Source organism: Hyphomicrobium sp. LHD-15 (genome assembly GCF_031157355.1).
Classification (GTDB): domain Bacteria; phylum Pseudomonadota; class Alphaproteobacteria; order Rhizobiales; family Hyphomicrobiaceae; genus Hyphomicrobium_C.
Window position 1 is genome coordinate 36,873 of record NZ_JAVIFT010000005.1, and the last position, 16,926, is coordinate 53,798.

Consider the following 16,926-nt stretch of genomic DNA (forward strand, 5'->3'; position numbering starts at 1 on the left):
CCCTCCACTGGGACCAACATATAGTCGGCGAAACCGGCCGATGATTGACCCGACTGCGGCCGTTCAGCGGCCATTCATCCGCCTCGTGAGAAGCTCACTGAGCATCCTGGAAATTGATAAAAGATCGCATGTTATCATCACATTGAGCGCCAAGCGCCTTGCCACGGCCTACCCCCCTTAATCCGTGAGAACGACAGAGATCGGCCCGAACGCTGCCTAAATTCTAGGACTATATGGTGAACGCCGCAGGCACCCGCCGGATCGGGAAGCCCGCGCGAGGACATCGGATGAAGAAGCTCCTACTCGCCGCCCTGGCGCTCGTTCTTCTGGCTGCAGCCTACATCGCCTCGCCCTTCCTCGCGGCCTGGAGCATCCGGGAAGCCATCCGCACCGGAAATTCGGAGTATCTAGCGGCCAAACTCGAATGGCCGACAGTACGCGCCACGCTGCGCGCCTCCCTGACCGAATACGCGATCGGCCAGACGCCCGTCGCAACTGCCGGCTCTGGTGCCGCCAAGCCCGGCATCTGGCAGCGGATCAAGAATGGCTTCAGCCGCCGCGCCGTCGACAACATCGTCGAAAGCTACGTCACGCCCGAAGGCCTGCCGCAGTTGTTCGGCATGCGCCAGTACTATCGCGAAAACGTTTCGGGAGCCGCGGCAGCGGACGCGGCCCGCCCCTGGCATGAGCGCGTCGCAAGCTTCTGGTCCCGCATCAAGCGGGCGGAATTCCACTCTCCCACGGAGTTCGAGATCGAGATGGCCGACCGCAACGATCCGACGCGCCACTACATCGGCCTTCTGAAGCTTCGCTGCGTCGAATGGAAGCTGACGGAGCTGCGCCTGCGCACGCTCGACGAGGCAGCCCTTCCCCTCGCTGCCGATCCCGCCTGAGCCGTCTATCCGGTCACCGATGGCTCCGCTGCAAAACAATCCAGGAATCCTTCGTTAGCGCTCTTTCTCCGCGATGCTACCCGGAACGGGCCAGTCCGTGGAAACCAGGCCGTGGAAGATCGCGTCCGCCGAGACTTCGGTCCACGAGATTGGTGACCGCTTCGTGGAGCCCTTCCGAATGTCCATCTCGAAATTCGTGCGCACCGCTTCTCTGACCGCGCTTCTTGCCGTGCCTCTGGCACCAACCGCATCGCAAGCCGAAACCTCGCCCGCCCGCGTCACCATTCTCTATGACGCGTTCGGCAAGGAAGCGAGCGTTCGCAAGGATTGGGGCTTCTCCGCGCTCGTCGAAGTAGGCGGTAAGCGCATCCTGTTCGACACCGGCAACAACGCGGACGTGTTCCTCGCAAACGCCAAAGCCAAGGGCGTCGACTTCACGACGCTGGATTTCGTTGTCCAGTCGCACCGTCATGCCGATCATCTCGCAGGCCTCGCCGAGGTCCTGAAGGTCAATCCCAAGGTCAAGATCTATGGACCCAAGGAAGGCTTCGGCGTCTATGGCTCGTCGCTGCCGTCGAGCTTCTACCGCAAGAACGAGCAGCTCCCGCCCGAGCAGCGCTACTACGACGGCAAGCCGCCGGAAACTCTGCAGTTCGGAACGGCCTGGAACGGCGCCAACATCGAGGTCATCGACAAGACGACCGAGATCGCGCCCGGCATCTGGCTGATCGCGCTCGTCTCCGATCAGAAGGGCACGCTGGAGCTCAAGGAAGTTTCGCTCGCCATCAACACGCCCGAAGGCATCGTGCTGCTCGTCGGCTGCTCGCATCCCGGTATCGAGAAAATCGTCGAGGCAGCCAGCGCCATCAATCCGAAGATCCATTACGTGTTCGGCGGCTTCCATCTCGTGAACGCGCCCGACGAAACCATCGCGTCGGTGTCGGCTTCGCTGCGCGACAAGTGGAAGATCGAGAACGTCGCCCCTGGCCATTGCACGGGCGAGCCGACGTTCGCCGGGCTACGCGAAGCCTTCGGCGATCGCTACGTCTACGCAGGCGCAGGCTCGGTGCTCGAGTTGGGCAAGTCGCGTAGGGCGGAGCTGAATTCGTACATCCACAAGGCGTCGTACTCGGCCGCAACATCCTCGTCGGAGTTGCGCGGCGAGGCGGCAGCCTTGCGCGGCAGCGACCTCGAGTACTACCGCGCGCGGTCGGCCACGAGCCCTGACGCGAGAGAGCCCGCTATGATGAAGTGGCTGCGCGCCTCGTTCCGCCTCCCCGAACCGGAAGCGCGGAAGTAATGCATCCAATCCCTCTCCCTGCCCACACGGGGAGAGGGTGCACTACCCCTCGATGCGCTTCAAAGCCGCCGAAAGTCGCGTGATGCGGTCGCTGGTTTCGACGACGCGCTCGCGGTTGAGCTCCACCACATGCTCTGGCGACTTCGCGACATTGGCCTCGTTCGCGAGCCACGCCGTCGCTTTGCCGCGATCGCCCTCAGCCTTTTCAATCTCTTTCTGAAGGCGCTTGCGTTCGGCCCCCATGTCGATGACGCCTTCGAGCGGCAGCGCGACGGTCGCTTCCCCGATCACGATCAGCGCCGCGCCCTTGGGCGCCGCCTGCGCGAACGTGATGCTCTCGAGGCGCGCCAACCGCCGGATCGTTTCATCGTGCCGGCGCGCGCGCGCAGCCGTGGCCTCGCTCGCCCCCGTGATGACCAGCGGGATTTTCGCACCAGCCGGGATGTTCATCTCCGTACGCACCGAGCGAACCTCGGAAACCAGCTTCACCACCCAGCCGATTTCCTCGTCGGCTTCCGTGCTCGAAAGTCCCGAAAGGCGCGGCCACTCGGACAGACACAGGAGCGACTTGCGCGCATGCCCGTGCTCGACCATGTGCGCCCACAGCTCTTCGGTGATGAACGGCATGAACGGATGCAGCAGCTTGAGGCACTGATCGAGCACCCACGCCGTGCAGGCGCGCGTTTCGAGGATCGCGTCCTCGTCGTCACCCGCCAGGATCGGCTTGATCAGCTCCAGGTACCAGTCGCAGTAGACACCCCACACGAACTCGTAGATGGCGCCGGCCGCCTCGTTGAACTTGTAGCCTTCGAGCCCGGCCGTCACGGCGTTTGCCGCGCGCTCCGTCTCGCCGACGATCCACCGGTTCAGCGTGTGCTTGACGGAATGCGGATCGAAGTCGAACTGGCGCACGCATTCGTTCATCTCGCCGAAGCGCGCGGCGTTCCAGAGCTTGGTCGCGAAGTTGCGATAGCCCTCCACGCGCTGTGGCGCCAGCTTGATATCGCGGCCCTGCGCGGCCATCGCGGCGAGCGTGAAGCGCAGCGCATCCGCGCCGTACTTGTCGATGATCTGCAAGGGATCGATGACGTTGCCCTTCGATTTCGACATCTTCTGCCCCTTCTCGTCGCGAACGAGGGCATGGATGTAGATGTCACGGAACGGCACCTCCTGCATGAAGTGCTCGCCCATCATCATCATGCGGGCGACCCAGAAGAAGATGATGTCGAAGCCGGTGACGAGCACGCTGGTCGGATAGTAGCGTTTCAGCTCGGTCGTATCGTCGGGCCAGCCGAGCGTCGAGAACGGCCACAGCGCCGAGGAGAACCACGTGTCGAGCACGTCTTCGTCGCGATAAATCGGAATAGGAAGCAGCTTGTCCTTCGGATTGCCACTGAAGCGCGTTGAGAATTCCAATTCGTTTGAAACAATCTCTACTGACAACCCGTAGTAGGCTCGGGCTTTCTCGAGCGCTTCTTCCTCGGAGGAAGCAACGAAAAACTCACGTTCAACGAGCGACAGTACACCTTCTGCCTTTTTGGGCCCGTACCACGCCGGAATTTGATGGCCCCACCACAGTTGGCGCGAAATGCACCACGGCTGGATGTTGCGCATCCACTCGAAGTAGGTCTTTTCCCAGTTCTTCGGCACAAACTGCGTCTTGCCGCTCTCGATCGCAGCTATCGCGGGCTTCGCAAGCTCCTCCGCATTGACGTACCACTGGTCTGTCAGCCACGGCTCGATGACGTCATTCGACCGATCGCCGTGCGGAACGGTGTGCGTCGTCGGCTCGATCTTGGCGAGCAGACCCAGCGCCGCGATATCCGCAACGATGCGCTTGCGCGCTTCGAACCGGTCGAGCCCGCGATAGGCCTCCGGCACATCCGCGTCTTGGAAGATCTTGCCAAACGCATCGAGCACGTTGAGCTTCGCGAGATCGTGCCGCTTCCCAACCTCGAAGTCGTTGAAGTCGTGCGCCGGCGTGATCTTCACCGCGCCCGTTCCCTTCTCGGGATCGGAGTACTCGTCGGCGACAATCGGAATCTCGCGGCCAACCAGCGGCAGCAGCACCTTCGCGCGAGCCTTCACGAGCGCTGCGTAGCGCTCGTCCTCGGGATGCACAGCAACGCCCGTATCGCCCAGCATCGTCTCGGGACGCGTCGTCGCGACGATGATGTAGGAGCGCGTCTCGAACGCCGTGGGCTTGCCCTCGTCGTCGAATGCAATCGGATGCTCGTAGGTTTTGCCGTCCGCCAGCGGATAGCGGAAATGGTACATGTGCCCTGAAGGATCCTTCTTCAGAACCTTCGCCAGCGCCTCCGCATCGAACGGCGTCTCGGGATCGCCGTCCACCCATGTGAACGAGCCCTTCTTCTCGACCTGCACGACCTCGAGATCCGAGATCGCGGTCTGGAACTTGGGGTCCCAGTTGACGAGCCGCTTGTCCTTGTAGATGAGCCCCTTCCGGTGCAGCTCGACGAACACTTTCACGACCGCGCGCGAAAGCCCTTCGTCCATCGTGAAGCGCTCGCGCGACCAGTCGCACGAAGCACCGAGCCGGCGGAGCTGGTTGACGATGGTCGATCCGCTCTCTTCCTTCCACGCCCACACCCGGCGCACGAATTCCTCGCGCCCGAGCTCGCGGCGGTTCGGCTGCTGCCGCTCCATCAGCTGACGCTCGACCACCATCTGCGTCGCGATGCCCGCGTGGTCCGTGCCCGGCTGCCACAGCACGTCGCGCCCGCGCATGCGCTCGAAGCGCACCAGCACGTCCTGCAGCGTGTTGTTGAGCGCATGCCCCATATGGAGCGAGCCGGTCACGTTCGGCGGCGGGATCACGATCGAATAGGGCTCGGCGCCGGCGCGCTCCGGGCGGCCACACTTGAAAGCGTCGGCCTTGTTCCACTCTTCGTTGATCCGCGGCTCGATCTCGGCGGGCTGATAGGTCTTGTCGAGCATGGGTCGCGCGAGCCTTTGCGGATGAAATTGGTGTGCGGACGGAAAAGCCGGACGCTTTCCCGGCACCGGCACGAGAAACGGAGTTGTGGCGTCCTACGAACCCGCTTGCCGCCTGTCAATCGGCAGCGAGCGAGCCGCACGCGCCCGCGAGGGCGAATGCGCGAAGCGCTCTGGATCGTTCAGGGAAACGCGTGCAAAATCAAGACCCGGACGGCTTGGAGCCAGGACGGACCGGATTGCTCACCTCGTTGCGCAGCGCTTTCTCGATGATGCGCGGCATATTGTCGGCGACCCACTGCTGCAGCATCGGGCGCAACATGTCGGCAACGGCATCCTCGAGCGTACGAGCAGCAGCCGGCACTGCGCCGCCCGCAGCCCCCGGCGCTGGCGTCAGCGCGTTGACTGGGGGCAACCCGGCGGCACCGGCGGGCTCCACGATCGGCGTCAACGGAATGGCTGCCTGTGCAGACGACTGGGTCACCCCTGCAAAAGCCGACGCGGCAGCCGAGGCCGCAAGCCCCTGTGCGAGAGCATCGAGAGCCTGCGCCGCGGCAGTTTCTGCAGCTGGAGCCGCAGTCGCGAAACGCGGTGCCGGCTCGACCACCGGCGAAGCCGGAGGAGGCGCGATGTTGCCGAGCGCGGAAAAACGATCGGAAAACGGCCTCGTGGCCGCGGCAGGTTTCGATGCCGGCGCCGGATTGATCGGCGCGACGGGGGCAATATCGATCGGCGCAACATCAACGACGGGAGCAGGCGCGAAAGATACCGGCTCGACGAGCTCAGCCTCGACGTCGGTTGAAGCGTCGATGATCTCCGCATCCGCCCGAGGTGTATCGCGTCCGTTTCCGCTATCGGGTGCACGCCCGAACGCCTCGAAGGCGGGCTCGGCCACGGCACTCCGGAACGGTGCGGGCGTTTCGAGAGCAGGCAGCCCCGTCGAAACGTCGGCGTCGTTACGCAAGGAGGTATCGCGATCGAGCGAAGACGAGGCCGGACGAACCTCGGTCGCGGGCTTCGCCTCGGGTGTCGAAAAAACCGGCGAGCCAAACAGCGTCGATGTCGATGCGCCCGTCTGAGCGGATCCCGACGAGATCTCGCCCGGCACCACGGCGCCAAGGCCGGAAAGCCGCTTCAGCTTTTCCTCTGCGCTCTCGGGCGGCGAAGCCGCGGCTGCCCGCGAAGATTCCACAGGCGGAAGCGGCGGCAGCACCGGCATCGCGTTCTGCGGCGGATAAAACCCCTGCTTCCGGAGCGGCGGAAAACCGAAATTGCGCGGCGCAGGCGGCGCGACATCCTTGACCGCCTCGCTATCGGAGCCCCCGAACGGCAGCGGCGGAACGAACGAGGACGATGACGCGGAGGTTGGCTGCGAAGCCGAAAGCTGAGGCGGCAGCAACGCGGCCCCGTTCAATGCAGGCTTGTCGCTCGCTTCCGCCGAAGCGGACGACTTCGATGCCGTCGAAAACGACAGCTCAGGCTTCGGCGCCGCGAGAGCAGCGCCTTGCGCGTCGCCTTCGTCGAACATGTCGGCGAGGTCCTGGTCGAACGACAACGGGCGCTTGGAGCCGAGCGGATTCGTGGGCGGAAGCGACCCGTTCCGGAGCACGCCATTCAGCCGATCGAGCAACGGCGGCGTCCGCGTATCCAAAGGCGTCGCGCCACCGGCACCGGACGACTTGGGCACGAGAGGATTGGCGTCGATAACGGCGTCAGAACGATCGGACGACGGCTCATCCGCGATGATCTGGCGGATCGAAGCCAGAATCTCTTCCATGCTCTGCTCGCCGGCTTTGTCCGGTCTGTTCATGCCCTACCTACCGCCCGATGCGCACCGCGCGGCTCGGTTGCCATGGACCGGCCGCAAACGGAATAGCGCAACAAAAATCGCCTCTTGGGAAGACGTACCCCGGCATCGACATGGCTTCAATGCGTCTCGACCACCCTATCCGCACTCTTCTCACCGTATATGCTCAACCGCGCATACGACGTTTTCGAGGCAAAAACGATGTTAAGACGGCATTAAGTCGTGTCTCAGGGCTTCTTCGGCGCCTTGACGCTCTCCGCGATTTCGATGTGGAGGGCCTTTTCGACCATGCGGGGCATATTGTCCGCGAGCCACTGGCGTAGCATCGGCCGCAAAAGATCCGCGGTTGCATCTTCGATCGTGCCCTCGGGCTGAGCAGCCGCAGGCACAACCGCATCCGGCGCCGGCGCGCTCGATGAGGGAAGCGGCGGCGGCGGCATCGCCGCGACCGGAGGCGCGGCGGCGACCGGCGGAACCACCACTACGAAGGGTTCCTCAGGCACTTCCGTCACGACGAACTGAGATGGGTTAATCGGAGTCGGCGAGACCCGCTCGAACTGGCCCGGAACAATAGCGCGGAAATCGACAGGAGAGCCGGCCGGCGGCTCGGGTGTGCGCTGGACGACCGGCGCAGGCTCGGGCGTGGCGGCAGGAGCAGGCGACGGAAGCGCGCCGGTGGGCGCGGCCATGCGGAGAAAATGCGTATCCTTGAACGCGCTCATCACCCGCTTGGGAGCATCACCGCCTTCCGGTGCGCTCGAGGCGGAGGCCGGAGCCCCCCCGGACGACTGCGAAACCGGCGCGGCAGGCGCGCTCGCAGCGTGTGGGTCGCTCGGAGCGGATTCGCTCGGCCGCACGCTCTTGAGAGAGCTCAAGCCTGCATTGGGAGCGGGGGATTCGGACGAAAGCGCACCACCCTCTACCGGCGCGCCCCGGGAGAAATCGTCGTCACCGTTGAACAGCGGGCGAGTTTCGGGCTGTGCCGACGTCGCGCCCCGAATCGCATCCGTGAGACGGCCAAGCAGCGGCGTCTGCTTCTCGCTTGCGGCCGGAGGCGAAGATCTGAAAATTGCGGGCAGATCGAAATCGCCAGCATCGTCGAGCGCACTATCGCCCCTAAGCATGATCGGCGTACCGCGAAGCTCCCCATGGGAGCCATGCCCGGCGGGTTCCTCGGCAATGATCCTGCGGATCGATGCCAGGATCTCCTCCATGCTCGGCTGGCCGTTTTTCTCTGTCATGTTCATTACGCCACTCCCTACGCACACCACGACAAGCACTGCGACACCCGACCCGCATGGATGCCGTCCCCGACTGAGGCCACCGCAATTCCCCGATTGCAGTGCCTGACCCCGCGTGCGCACACGACGAGGCGTTCGTAGAGCTGACGTGCGCCAAGGATCACCCGCGCCCTGGCAGACGCAGCATTTCCGCTAATACAAAAGTTGTGTGTGGGACTCCCACCGCGCTCGAAGCTAAGCGCGATAATGGGCAACGATGTGGCAAAGCCACAGCACAACACAAATCGACAGCGATTAGCCTCAGCTAACCCGCCGACTGTGCCCTGCTCAAGGATTTTATTTTACGGGATCAGACGCCGGCAGCTCTTCGGTGCGGCCGTCGGAATGGGTTATCGAAGTGCCCCAAGGTTTACGGCGCACTTCCTGATAATGTGCTTCAGCATCGTAGGCGATCGACGTGAAGCCGATATTCACAGCATCGAGCCGTCCGATCGCTGCCAGCACCGCGTAGTTGGCAACGACAACGTTACGACGCGTCGTCTCGAGCGTGACCTGCGAGGTCAGAAGCTCCAGCTCCGCGTTGAGCACGTCGAGAAGCGTGCGCTGCCCAACTCGCTCTTCTTCGCGCACGCCGGTGAGAGCCGTCGTATTGGCGCTGACCTGCGACTGATCGGACTGGACCTGCGCGCGGAACGCGAGCAGCTGCGACCAGGCTCCGACGACGTTCGCCTCGGTCTCGCTCCGGGCCTGCTCGATCTCCTGCAGGCGGCTGACATGAATGTGCTTCTGCTGACGAACGCGCGCATAGACTTCGCCGCCCTCGTAGATCGGCACAGTCAAACGGCCGGTAACGACGGCATCTTCCGTCTCGTTGATCCCGACCGAGGTGTCGAAACGATCGGTATACGAAGCCTCGAGCTGAACCGACGGCAGCAGTTCACCGCGAATCCGATCCACGCCAAAACGGGCGGCCTGCTCGAGATAGAGCGAATTGACGACGGCCGGGCTCTCCGAGGTGCCGATCCGGGTCGCCTCTTCCAGAGATCTCGGAACCAGCCGCTCGTATCCGCTCGGCTCGACCAGATTGTCCGGCGCATGACCAACGACGCGCTCATAGGTGGCGCGGCTTGTCTTGAGATTCGCCTTGGCAAGATCGAGCGCCGACACGGAACCAGCGCGGCGCGCCTGCGCCTGCGCTACGTCCGTGCGCGTCACTTCGCCGACAGCGAAGCGATCCTGCGTTGCTTTGAGTTCGCGCGAGAGCACGTTCACGTTGTTTTCGCGCAGCTTCAAGATCGCCTGATCGCGCACGACATCCATGAACGCCGTGACGGCATCGAGCAGAACGGCTTGCTCGACCGAACGCAGCGTCTCACGGCCGGCGCGGACGTTCGCCTCTTGCTCGTTGACCGAGTTGATGGTGCGGAAGCCGTTGAAGATCGGCTGGACGGCCTCGACCGAATAACCCTTCGGCTTGAGTTCGTTCTCCGTCGTACCGGTTATCGCGCGCGTTTTGGTGTTCTGATAGTTGACGTCGGCGTTTCCCGTGATCACCGGCCGGAAGCCGGACCGAGCGCGCGTCACTTCTTCATCGACTGCGCGCAAGCGCGCGCGCTCTGCATCGAGCTGCGGATTGTATTGATAGGCCGAGGCGAGTGCCTGATTGAGCGTCTCGGAGCGAACCTCGGTCGGCAAGCCCATGACAGCTCCACCCGCTACCGCGAGGGCAGCAAGAACGGAAAGCTGCAAATTCCGTTTGAGCGCGACCAAAGTAAACTCCAAGCCCTGCTCGCTTCCTTCCAAGCCTCTGAAAACAGAGGCATCCAGATGAAGGTCGCGAATTCACCCCCAGTGCCAACTCTTAACGTCTTAGAGCAGTGATTTGATTCGAAGAAGGGCGGCGGAGGGGTCTCACCCTACAAGCTCGGAAAAGCGTGGCCGCATTCCCACACACCAGAAATCATCGCCCACCGGAGTTACCGGTAAGTAACATGAGCGAATATCAGCTAATTCATTGATTTAACGGAACAACATGGTCAGTCCGTCAACGGATCTTCGGCCCGCCGCGGGTCCGGTGGATAAGCAACGGTCAGCCAGATGCAAGGGTTGTCGCCGACTATTTTCAAAAGGCGAATTCGTGCGCTTTTTGAAACCCCGGTAGCAAATCGGCGGTGGCATCGAATATTGCGAGATGCCCGAAGGTCCCTGCATCACGCCGCCAGACGGTCGCGCGACCGATCTTGCCGTCTCCGACGATCGCCACCAGCCGACCACCATCCTTGAGCTGATCGAGCAGCTGGGATGGCACGTCTTGTACGGCACCCTCGACGACGATCGCGTCGTACGGGCCTTCGGCCGACCATCCATCCGCGAGATTGCCCTCGACCACCTGAACCTTCTGGCCTTCCGATGCGAGCTTGGCTCGGGCAATGGCGGCGAGCGCACTGTCGGCCTCGAGCGCAATCACGCTGCCCGCGAGCTGCGCAAGCACGGCTGACGAATACCCGGTCGCTGCCCCCACATCGAGGACCGCGGCATCCGGATCGATCTGGGCCGCCTGCACCAGCTTGGCGAACACCCGAGCCGAAAGCAGCGAGCGCCCGCCTCCCGTTGTGCCGACCGGCACGGGACCATCCATGTAAGCCAGATCCCGCGCACGCTCGGAAACAAACGTCTCCCGCGGCAGCTCGAGCATCGCCCGGATGATGCGCCGGTCAGTCACGTCGCTGGGCCGAACCTGCGATTCGACCATGTTTTTGCGCTGAATGGCGGTATCCACTGCGTCCTCCCGAGCACTTCCTGCCGAACGTCCAGCTCGGACGATCGGCGCGATGCGAACGACCATACTCAAACTCGCGCGGCGCGGCCACAGCCCGCGCGACCGCAGGACGTCGCAAATAAGAACAATTCGCTTAGCGCGCCGAGACCGAGCGCAGAAGTCAGGAATTCACCGGCGGCGCAGTCGGCCAGAATGCCCAGACGACGAGGCTCGCCACCGCAACCCAGATCGTAACGATCAACAGAGCACCGAGCCGGCTGCGCGGCCGCTCCGCCAGCACCGCCGCCTCCGCGCGCAGCTCCGCCATGATCTCCGGATCGACCGTCCGCACGAGCACGCCGACAACCAGCGGCAGCAGAATGAGTTCGTCCAGAAACCCGATGACGGGAATGAAATCCGGAATGAGATCGATCGGCGACAGCACGTAGGCAGCCACCAGCACGGCAAACGCCTTCACCGTCCAGGAGACCCGAGGATGGCGGGCGGCAAGATAGAGCGCGAGGCCGTCACGCTTGGCGCGCCGGGCCAATTCTTCGAGGCGCCCCAGCAACCTGGCCGCCGTTTCCCGGACCCGACCGCTCACGTCCCAGCTCCTTGACCCTCGCCGACCACCCAATCCATATCCATGTGCTTGTGCTAAGCTTCGTCTCTATGATAGATGCGTGCGGCGCGCCGTAAAGGCGCCGCTCGGCCGTTCGATATCCGGCCCGAGCCCCGCAACTGGGTTGATCCCCGGGCAGGGCGAAAAATCCAGAGGCCACGTGGCGGAGTGGTGACGCAGCGGACTGCAAATCCGCGTACCCCGGTTCAATTCCGGGCGTGGCCTCCAGTTTTTCCCTTTCGAGACACCAGCACCCGCCCCTCCCGCCGATCTGCGGGACGGAAAATCCCAGCGCGCAACCACCATGCGCTGCAGCAAACGCCTGCCCTCATCAATCTGTCCGACAACCGCCTTTTTTATCTGTCAGGACACGTCCCATGTGGAGACGATCCGGGATATTGAAGGCAGTCATTGCCTACATGCTGAGCAAAGCGCTGCGCAGGAAGCTCAGCGACAAAGGCTACGTGTGAGCGCGCACGCCCCGAGAGCGGACGCGATGTCGCGCACCGCCTTCATGCTTCCGAACCAATAACCTGACAACCTGCGTCGATCTTGATCGATGCCCGGCGCGCAGCCGGTCTCGGTCTCCCAGGACGCATGAGGACCAGGCCTTGTCAGCTATCGTCGATCTTGCCGGAAAGCGCGGCCTCGTTGTCGGCATCGCCAACGAGCACAGCATTGCAGCCGGATGTGCGGCGGCATTCGCCGAAGCCGGCGCCGATCTCGCCGTCACCTATCTCAACGAGAAGGCCGCGCCCTTCGTCGCGCCGGTCGCCGAAAACGTGGCCGCCTCGATCGTCGTTCCCTGCGACGTGCGCATCCCCGGCCAGTTGGAAGCCGTATTCGAACGGATCGACAAGGACTGGGGCAAGCTCGACTTCCTCCTGCATTCGATCGCCTTTGCCCCGCGTGAGGATCTGCATACGAGCCTCGTCAATTGCTCGGCTGAAGGCTTCGCGCTGGCGATGGACGTGTCGTGCCACTCGTTCATCCGCATGGCCAAACTCGCGGCTCCGCTGATGAAGGACGGCGGCTGCCTTTTGACCGTCAGCTTCTACGGGGCCGACAGGGTTGTCGAAAACTACAACCTGATGGGACCGGTGAAAGCCGCTCTAGAAGCCAGCGTCCGCTACGTTGCCGCCGATCTCGCCGGCCAGCGCATTCGCGCCCACGCCATTTCGACAGGTCCGGTCAAAACCCGTGCCGCCTCCGGCATCGACCGCTTCGACGAGCTGCTGGACGAGGTGCGCCAGCGCACGCCCGCGGGGCGCCTGGTCGGAATAGAGGAAATCGGCCGCGTCGCCGCGTTTCTCGTCAGCGGCGCAGCCGCCCCTCTTTCGGGCTCCGTTGTCTACGCCGACAACGGCTACCACACGATGGCCTGAAAAACGGCGCGCGCAGAAGCGGCCGATCCTCTGGCCGAAGGAACATCTTCCGCTCGTCCCGGGATCGTTTATGGTCCTCCGGAAGCGAGCGCCGGCGCCAGAACCAGACAAAATCGAGAGCCGGACGAAGTCACCGACCGGGGGAAACATCAGGATGTCATCCGACGACGCCGCGCGGATCGAGCGCATCGCGCGCGATCCCGAATTTCACGCCCTCGTGCAAAGACGCTCGCGATTCGCCTGGGGCCTCTCGGCCGCCATGGTCGTGATCTACTTCAGTTTCATTCTGACGGTCGCCTTCGCGCCGAGCCTGCTCGCAGCGCCTCTCGCGAATGGAACGCTGACGATCGGCATTCCCATCGGCATCGGCGTCATTCTGACCGCCTTCGTGCTCACCGGCATCTACGTGCGCCGCGCCAACGCCGACTTCGACGTCGAAACCCAAAAAATCATCGAGAGGGCCTCGTGAACGTCGAAGCCATCGTGATGTTTCTGATCTTCGTGGCGAGCACGCTTCTCATCACGAAGTGGGCCGCAAGCCGCACGCGCACCGCCGCAGACTTCTACGCGGCAGGCGGTGGCATTACCGGCTTTCAGAACGGCCTCGCCATCGCCGGCGACTTCATGTCCGCGGCGTCCTTTCTCGGGATTTCCGCGCTCGTCTTCTCGTCGGGTTTCGACGGGCTGATCTATTCCGTCGGTTGGCTGGTCGGCTGGCCGATCGTGCTGTTTCTGATTGCCGAGCGGTTACGGAACCTCGGCCGCTTCACCTTCGCCGACGTCGCCGCCTTCCGCCTGCAGTCGACGCCGATCCGGACGCTGTCGGCGGTTGGCACGCTCGCCGTCGTCGCGCTTTATCTGATCGCGCAGATGGTGGGGGCCGGAAAACTTATCGAGCTGCTGTTCGGCCTGCCCTATTTCTACGCCGAGATCGTCGTCGGCGTGTTGATGGTGACTTACGTCGCAACGGGCGGCATGGTCGCCACGACGTGGGTGCAGATCATCAAGGCCTGCCTCCTGCTCGGCGGCGCGACCTTCATGGCAGTAATGGTGCTCGTGCACTTCAGCTTCTCGCCCGAAGCGATGTTCAAAAGCGCAACCGAAACCCACCCCGGCGGCCTCTCAATCCTCGCGCCGGGCAAGCTCGTAACCGACCCCGTATCCGCCGTCTCGCTCGGCCTCGCGCTAATGTTCGGCACCGCCGGCTTGCCGCACATCCTGATGCGCTTCTTCACCGTGCGCGACGCCAAGGCTGCCCGCAAATCGGTGTTCTACGCCACCGGCTTCATCGGCTACTTCTACATCCTGACCTTCATCATCGGCTTCGGCGCCATAACGCTGTTGATGAATGACCCGTCCTATTTCAAGCCGGGCGAAGGCGGCACCTACGACAAGATCAACGGCTTGATCGGCGGCACCAACATGGCCGCCGTGCACCTCGCTAACGCCGTCGGCGGCTCGCTTTTTCTGGGCTTCATCTCGGCCGTCGCCTTCGCGACGATCCTTGCCGTCGTCGCGGGGCTGACGCTGGCCGGCGCCTCGGCCGTGAGCCACGATCTCTACGCCAACGTCTTCGCAAAAGGACGCACGTCGGAGGCAACGGAAGTGCGCCTGTCGAAAATCAGCGCCGTCGTGATCGGCATCATCGCGATCCTGCTGGGTTACATCTTCGAGAAGCAGAACGTCGCGTTCATGGTCGGCCTCGCCTTTGCCGTCGCCGCGAGCTGCAATTTCCCGGTGCTGCTGATGAGCATCTTCTGGCGCGGCACGACAACGCGCGGCGCGGTCGTCGGCGGCTTTCTCGGATTGGCCTCCGCCATCGGCATGGTGGTACTGAGCCCGGCCGTATGGGTGAAGACCTTCGGCTTCGCGCAACCCCTGTTCCCCTACGACAGCCCAGCGCTCTTTTCGATGACGCTCGCGTTCCTCGGAATCTATGTCGTTTCGAAACTCGACCGGAGCGCGTCGGCCGAGGCGGAGCGGCGCGCCTTCGACGCACAGTTCGTGCGCTCGGAGACCGGGATAGGCGTAGGCGCCGCGGTATCGCACTAGAATGTCTACCGCGCGCCCGGCGTCAGGATCGTAGGCCGATGCATCTCGCGGAAGCCCATTTTCCTGGTGTCTCTGCGACGCGGCCAATGATCCTCTTGCCAGCCGGCGCTCCGGCGGCTAGGGAACAGCGTCTTGCGAACATCGCCTGCCGAAAGCCGGACGAAAACGGTCTGGATTTGGTGAGATTTTTCGCTTTGCCTCTGGCCCTGGCAGCAAGCATCTGCTATGAGCCCGGCTCTCAAAGACGTTTACCGGCATTCCGTGGTAGCTCAGTGGTAGAGCATCCGACTGTTAATCGGACGGTCGTAGGTTCGAATCCTACCCACGGAGCCAATTTTTCCCTTTGATATAAATGGCCTAGCGATAATCGACTCCGCACGCGGGGCCGACTTTCGAGGGATTCTCCAAGAGATGCGGCCCTGAGCAGGCGAACATGCCACTCGGGCACCTTTACAGGCCCCTCCCCTTACACGCGCCAGGGCGGCTCACCTCAGACAGCCCCACAAATTACAAACCAACCGAATGTCTTCGTCGCAGCGTCCAGTTGCTGGGCTGCAACAGCGCACGCTAACCTCATGCCCGACGCAAATCGCGTACGCGGGACAAACGCATGAGAGCCATCGTGAGAATTCTGCAGCGCTTGGCCGTGCTGAGCCTTGGCATCATCAGCATCTGGCTGATCGTGTATGTCTTCGAGTTCACCGACAAGAAGGTCCCAACTCTTTTCGCGCTCGGCATCACTTACGGCATCGGAGCTTATGTCATCCTGCCGCGCGCGGTTCGCATGGGCCTCAAGCTGCTCCAGCGCAAGCATGTGCCGCGCTTCACGGTCACGGGTGATGGACTTGTCGGCGATCCCGTCAATCTCGCGCTCGTGGGCACGTTAGATCAACTCCGCACGGCCTTCGCTGGCGCCGGCTGGGTCGAAGCGGACCCGCTGAATATCAAAACGTCGTGGCTGATGGCTAAGGCCTTCGTGCTGAACAAGCCCTATCCAACGGCGCCGTTCAGCACCCTCTACCTATTTGGACGCGGGCAGGACATCGGCTTCCAAAAGGCCATCGGCAACAGCCCCCGCAAGCGCCATCATATCCGCTTCTGGGCCCAGGACGTCGCAAACGCGCAGGCAAATGCAAACACGCTCGACTTCTGGCTCAACACAGACCGTCCGCATCATTCGGAACTTGCGCTTTGGGTGGGTGCTGGCACGCGGGACACAGGCTTTTCGCTGACGCGACTAACGTTTCAGATCACGCACGCAACCGACGCGGACACCAACGCCGAACGCGACTTCATAATCGGCGAGCTCACTCGGTGTGGCGCCATCCGGCATGCTGTGTTGTTCAAGCCCGGAGACCGCCTCGAACGCGTCAATCACTATATCGCCGACGGCGAGATCGCAGTCGCCGAGATCGCGTAGCTTCCTTGCGGACATTGGCTCTGCGGCAGCAGGATGGCAACTCTACTGCCCGTTCGATCGAGCTCGCGTCATCCACTGATGATAGCGATCTCCGTCGTGCGCCGGCGACCCATGCAGCTGCCAGTGTTGGTCCGTTGCGAGCTTGTTGACGGCATACGCGAGCTGGAGCGGTGTGGAAGCCGAAACGATGCAGAATGAATCTGCGACCGTGATATCGAACGGCTCGCCGCTGGGATCAGTGCTGAATACGCCGGGCATGCCCAAAGTGGTCATGCTTTTTAGGTTCTTGTACACGCTTCTCTCCGGGCTTCTCGCCTGCAGCGCAGTTGCAAGCTCAGGACGAGCTCGCGAAATGAACGCTCGAGCCGAGCACCACACCGTGACAACGAAACAAATCGTGCCACGGGCACGGCGCTCGGCTCGCTGAGCCGGGGAACTCGCGTTTCCCGGAAGGCTCCCCCGAAAGTAAGGCCGTGCATAAGCTCAATGCACA

The 16,926-nt window shown here is 63.1% G+C and carries 13 protein-coding genes and 2 tRNA genes; 8 read left to right on the forward strand and 7 right to left on the reverse strand.

The window, feature by feature from the left end; all coding sequences use genetic code 11:
• Positions 1 to 287: 287 nt before the first annotated feature.
• Both RCO24_RS14985 and RCO24_RS14990 read left to right on the forward strand, forming a co-directional pair.
• A complete protein-coding gene (locus RCO24_RS14985; protein ID WP_308963255.1) occupies positions 288 to 893 on the forward strand; it encodes a DUF2939 domain-containing protein in 606 nt (201 codons plus the stop codon).
• Between the two features lie 178 nt (positions 894 to 1,071).
• Positions 1,072 to 2,193: an MBL fold metallo-hydrolase gene (locus RCO24_RS14990; RefSeq protein WP_308963257.1), complete on the forward strand. Its 1,122-nt coding sequence runs from the start codon at positions 1,072 to 1,074 to the stop codon at positions 2,191 to 2,193.
• 42 nt (positions 2,194 to 2,235) lie between these two features.
• On the opposite strand, the gene RCO24_RS14995 is transcribed toward RCO24_RS14990, so the two are convergent.
• The 6 genes from RCO24_RS14995 to RCO24_RS15020 form a co-directional block, all read right to left on the reverse strand.
• Entirely contained in the window at positions 2,236 to 5,151 is a 2,916-nt protein-coding gene (locus RCO24_RS14995; RefSeq protein WP_308963258.1) for a valine--tRNA ligase, read from the reverse strand.
• Between the two features lie 199 nt (positions 5,152 to 5,350).
• A complete protein-coding gene (locus RCO24_RS15000; protein WP_308963259.1) occupies positions 5,351 to 6,958 on the reverse strand; it encodes a DUF2497 domain-containing protein in 1,608 nt (535 codons plus the stop codon).
• A 224-nt stretch (positions 6,959 to 7,182) separates the two neighbouring features.
• A complete protein-coding gene (locus tag RCO24_RS15005; RefSeq protein ID WP_308963260.1) occupies positions 7,183 to 8,196 on the reverse strand; it encodes a DUF2497 domain-containing protein in 1,014 nt (337 codons plus the stop codon).
• A gap of 336 nt (positions 8,197 to 8,532) precedes the next feature.
• On the reverse strand, positions 8,533 to 9,966 hold the full coding sequence (locus tag RCO24_RS15010) for a TolC family outer membrane protein (protein WP_308963261.1): 1,434 nt from the start codon (positions 9,964 to 9,966) through the stop codon (positions 8,533 to 8,535).
• Between the two features lie 352 nt (positions 9,967 to 10,318).
• Positions 10,319 to 10,975, reverse strand: coding sequence for a protein-L-isoaspartate O-methyltransferase (locus RCO24_RS15015; RefSeq protein WP_308963262.1), 657 nt, complete (start codon positions 10,973 to 10,975; stop codon positions 10,319 to 10,321).
• A gap of 160 nt (positions 10,976 to 11,135) precedes the next feature.
• A complete protein-coding gene (locus tag RCO24_RS15020; protein WP_308963263.1) occupies positions 11,136 to 11,558 on the reverse strand; it encodes a DUF1232 domain-containing protein in 423 nt (140 codons plus the stop codon).
• A 172-nt stretch (positions 11,559 to 11,730) separates the two neighbouring features.
• On the opposite strand from RCO24_RS15020, the gene RCO24_RS15025 reads away from it, so the two are divergent.
• The 6 genes from RCO24_RS15025 (at position 11,731) to RCO24_RS15050 (ending at position 16,433) form a co-directional block, all read left to right on the forward strand.
• Positions 11,731 to 11,804: transfer RNA gene (locus tag RCO24_RS15025), tRNA-Cys, on the forward strand.
• Positions 11,805 to 12,187: 383 nt separating this feature from the next.
• Entirely contained in the window at positions 12,188 to 12,961 is a 774-nt protein-coding gene (gene fabI, locus RCO24_RS15030; protein WP_308963264.1) for an enoyl-ACP reductase FabI, read from the forward strand.
• Positions 12,962 to 13,115: 154 nt separating this feature from the next.
• A complete protein-coding gene (locus RCO24_RS15035) occupies positions 13,116 to 13,430 on the forward strand; it encodes a DUF485 domain-containing protein (protein ID WP_308963265.1) in 315 nt (104 codons plus the stop codon).
• Positions 13,431 to 13,447: 17 nt separating this feature from the next.
• Complete coding sequence (locus tag RCO24_RS15040; RefSeq protein WP_308963558.1) at positions 13,448 to 15,013, forward strand: cation acetate symporter; 1,566 nt, start codon at positions 13,448 to 13,450, stop codon at positions 15,011 to 15,013.
• 258 nt (positions 15,014 to 15,271) lie between these two features.
• Positions 15,272 to 15,346, forward strand: a tRNA-Asn gene (locus RCO24_RS15045).
• Positions 15,347 to 15,623: 277 nt separating this feature from the next.
• On the forward strand, positions 15,624 to 16,433 hold the full coding sequence (locus tag RCO24_RS15050; protein ID WP_308963266.1) for an LssY C-terminal domain-containing protein: 810 nt from the start codon (positions 15,624 to 15,626) through the stop codon (positions 16,431 to 16,433).
• Between the two features lie 42 nt (positions 16,434 to 16,475).
• Here RCO24_RS15050 and RCO24_RS15055 read toward each other — a convergent pair whose 3' ends face one another.
• Positions 16,476 to 16,706 (reverse strand): hypothetical protein, encoded by a 231-nt coding sequence (locus RCO24_RS15055; RefSeq protein WP_308963267.1) that lies wholly within the window; start codon positions 16,704 to 16,706, stop codon positions 16,476 to 16,478.
• Positions 16,707 to 16,926 lie beyond the last annotated feature (220 nt).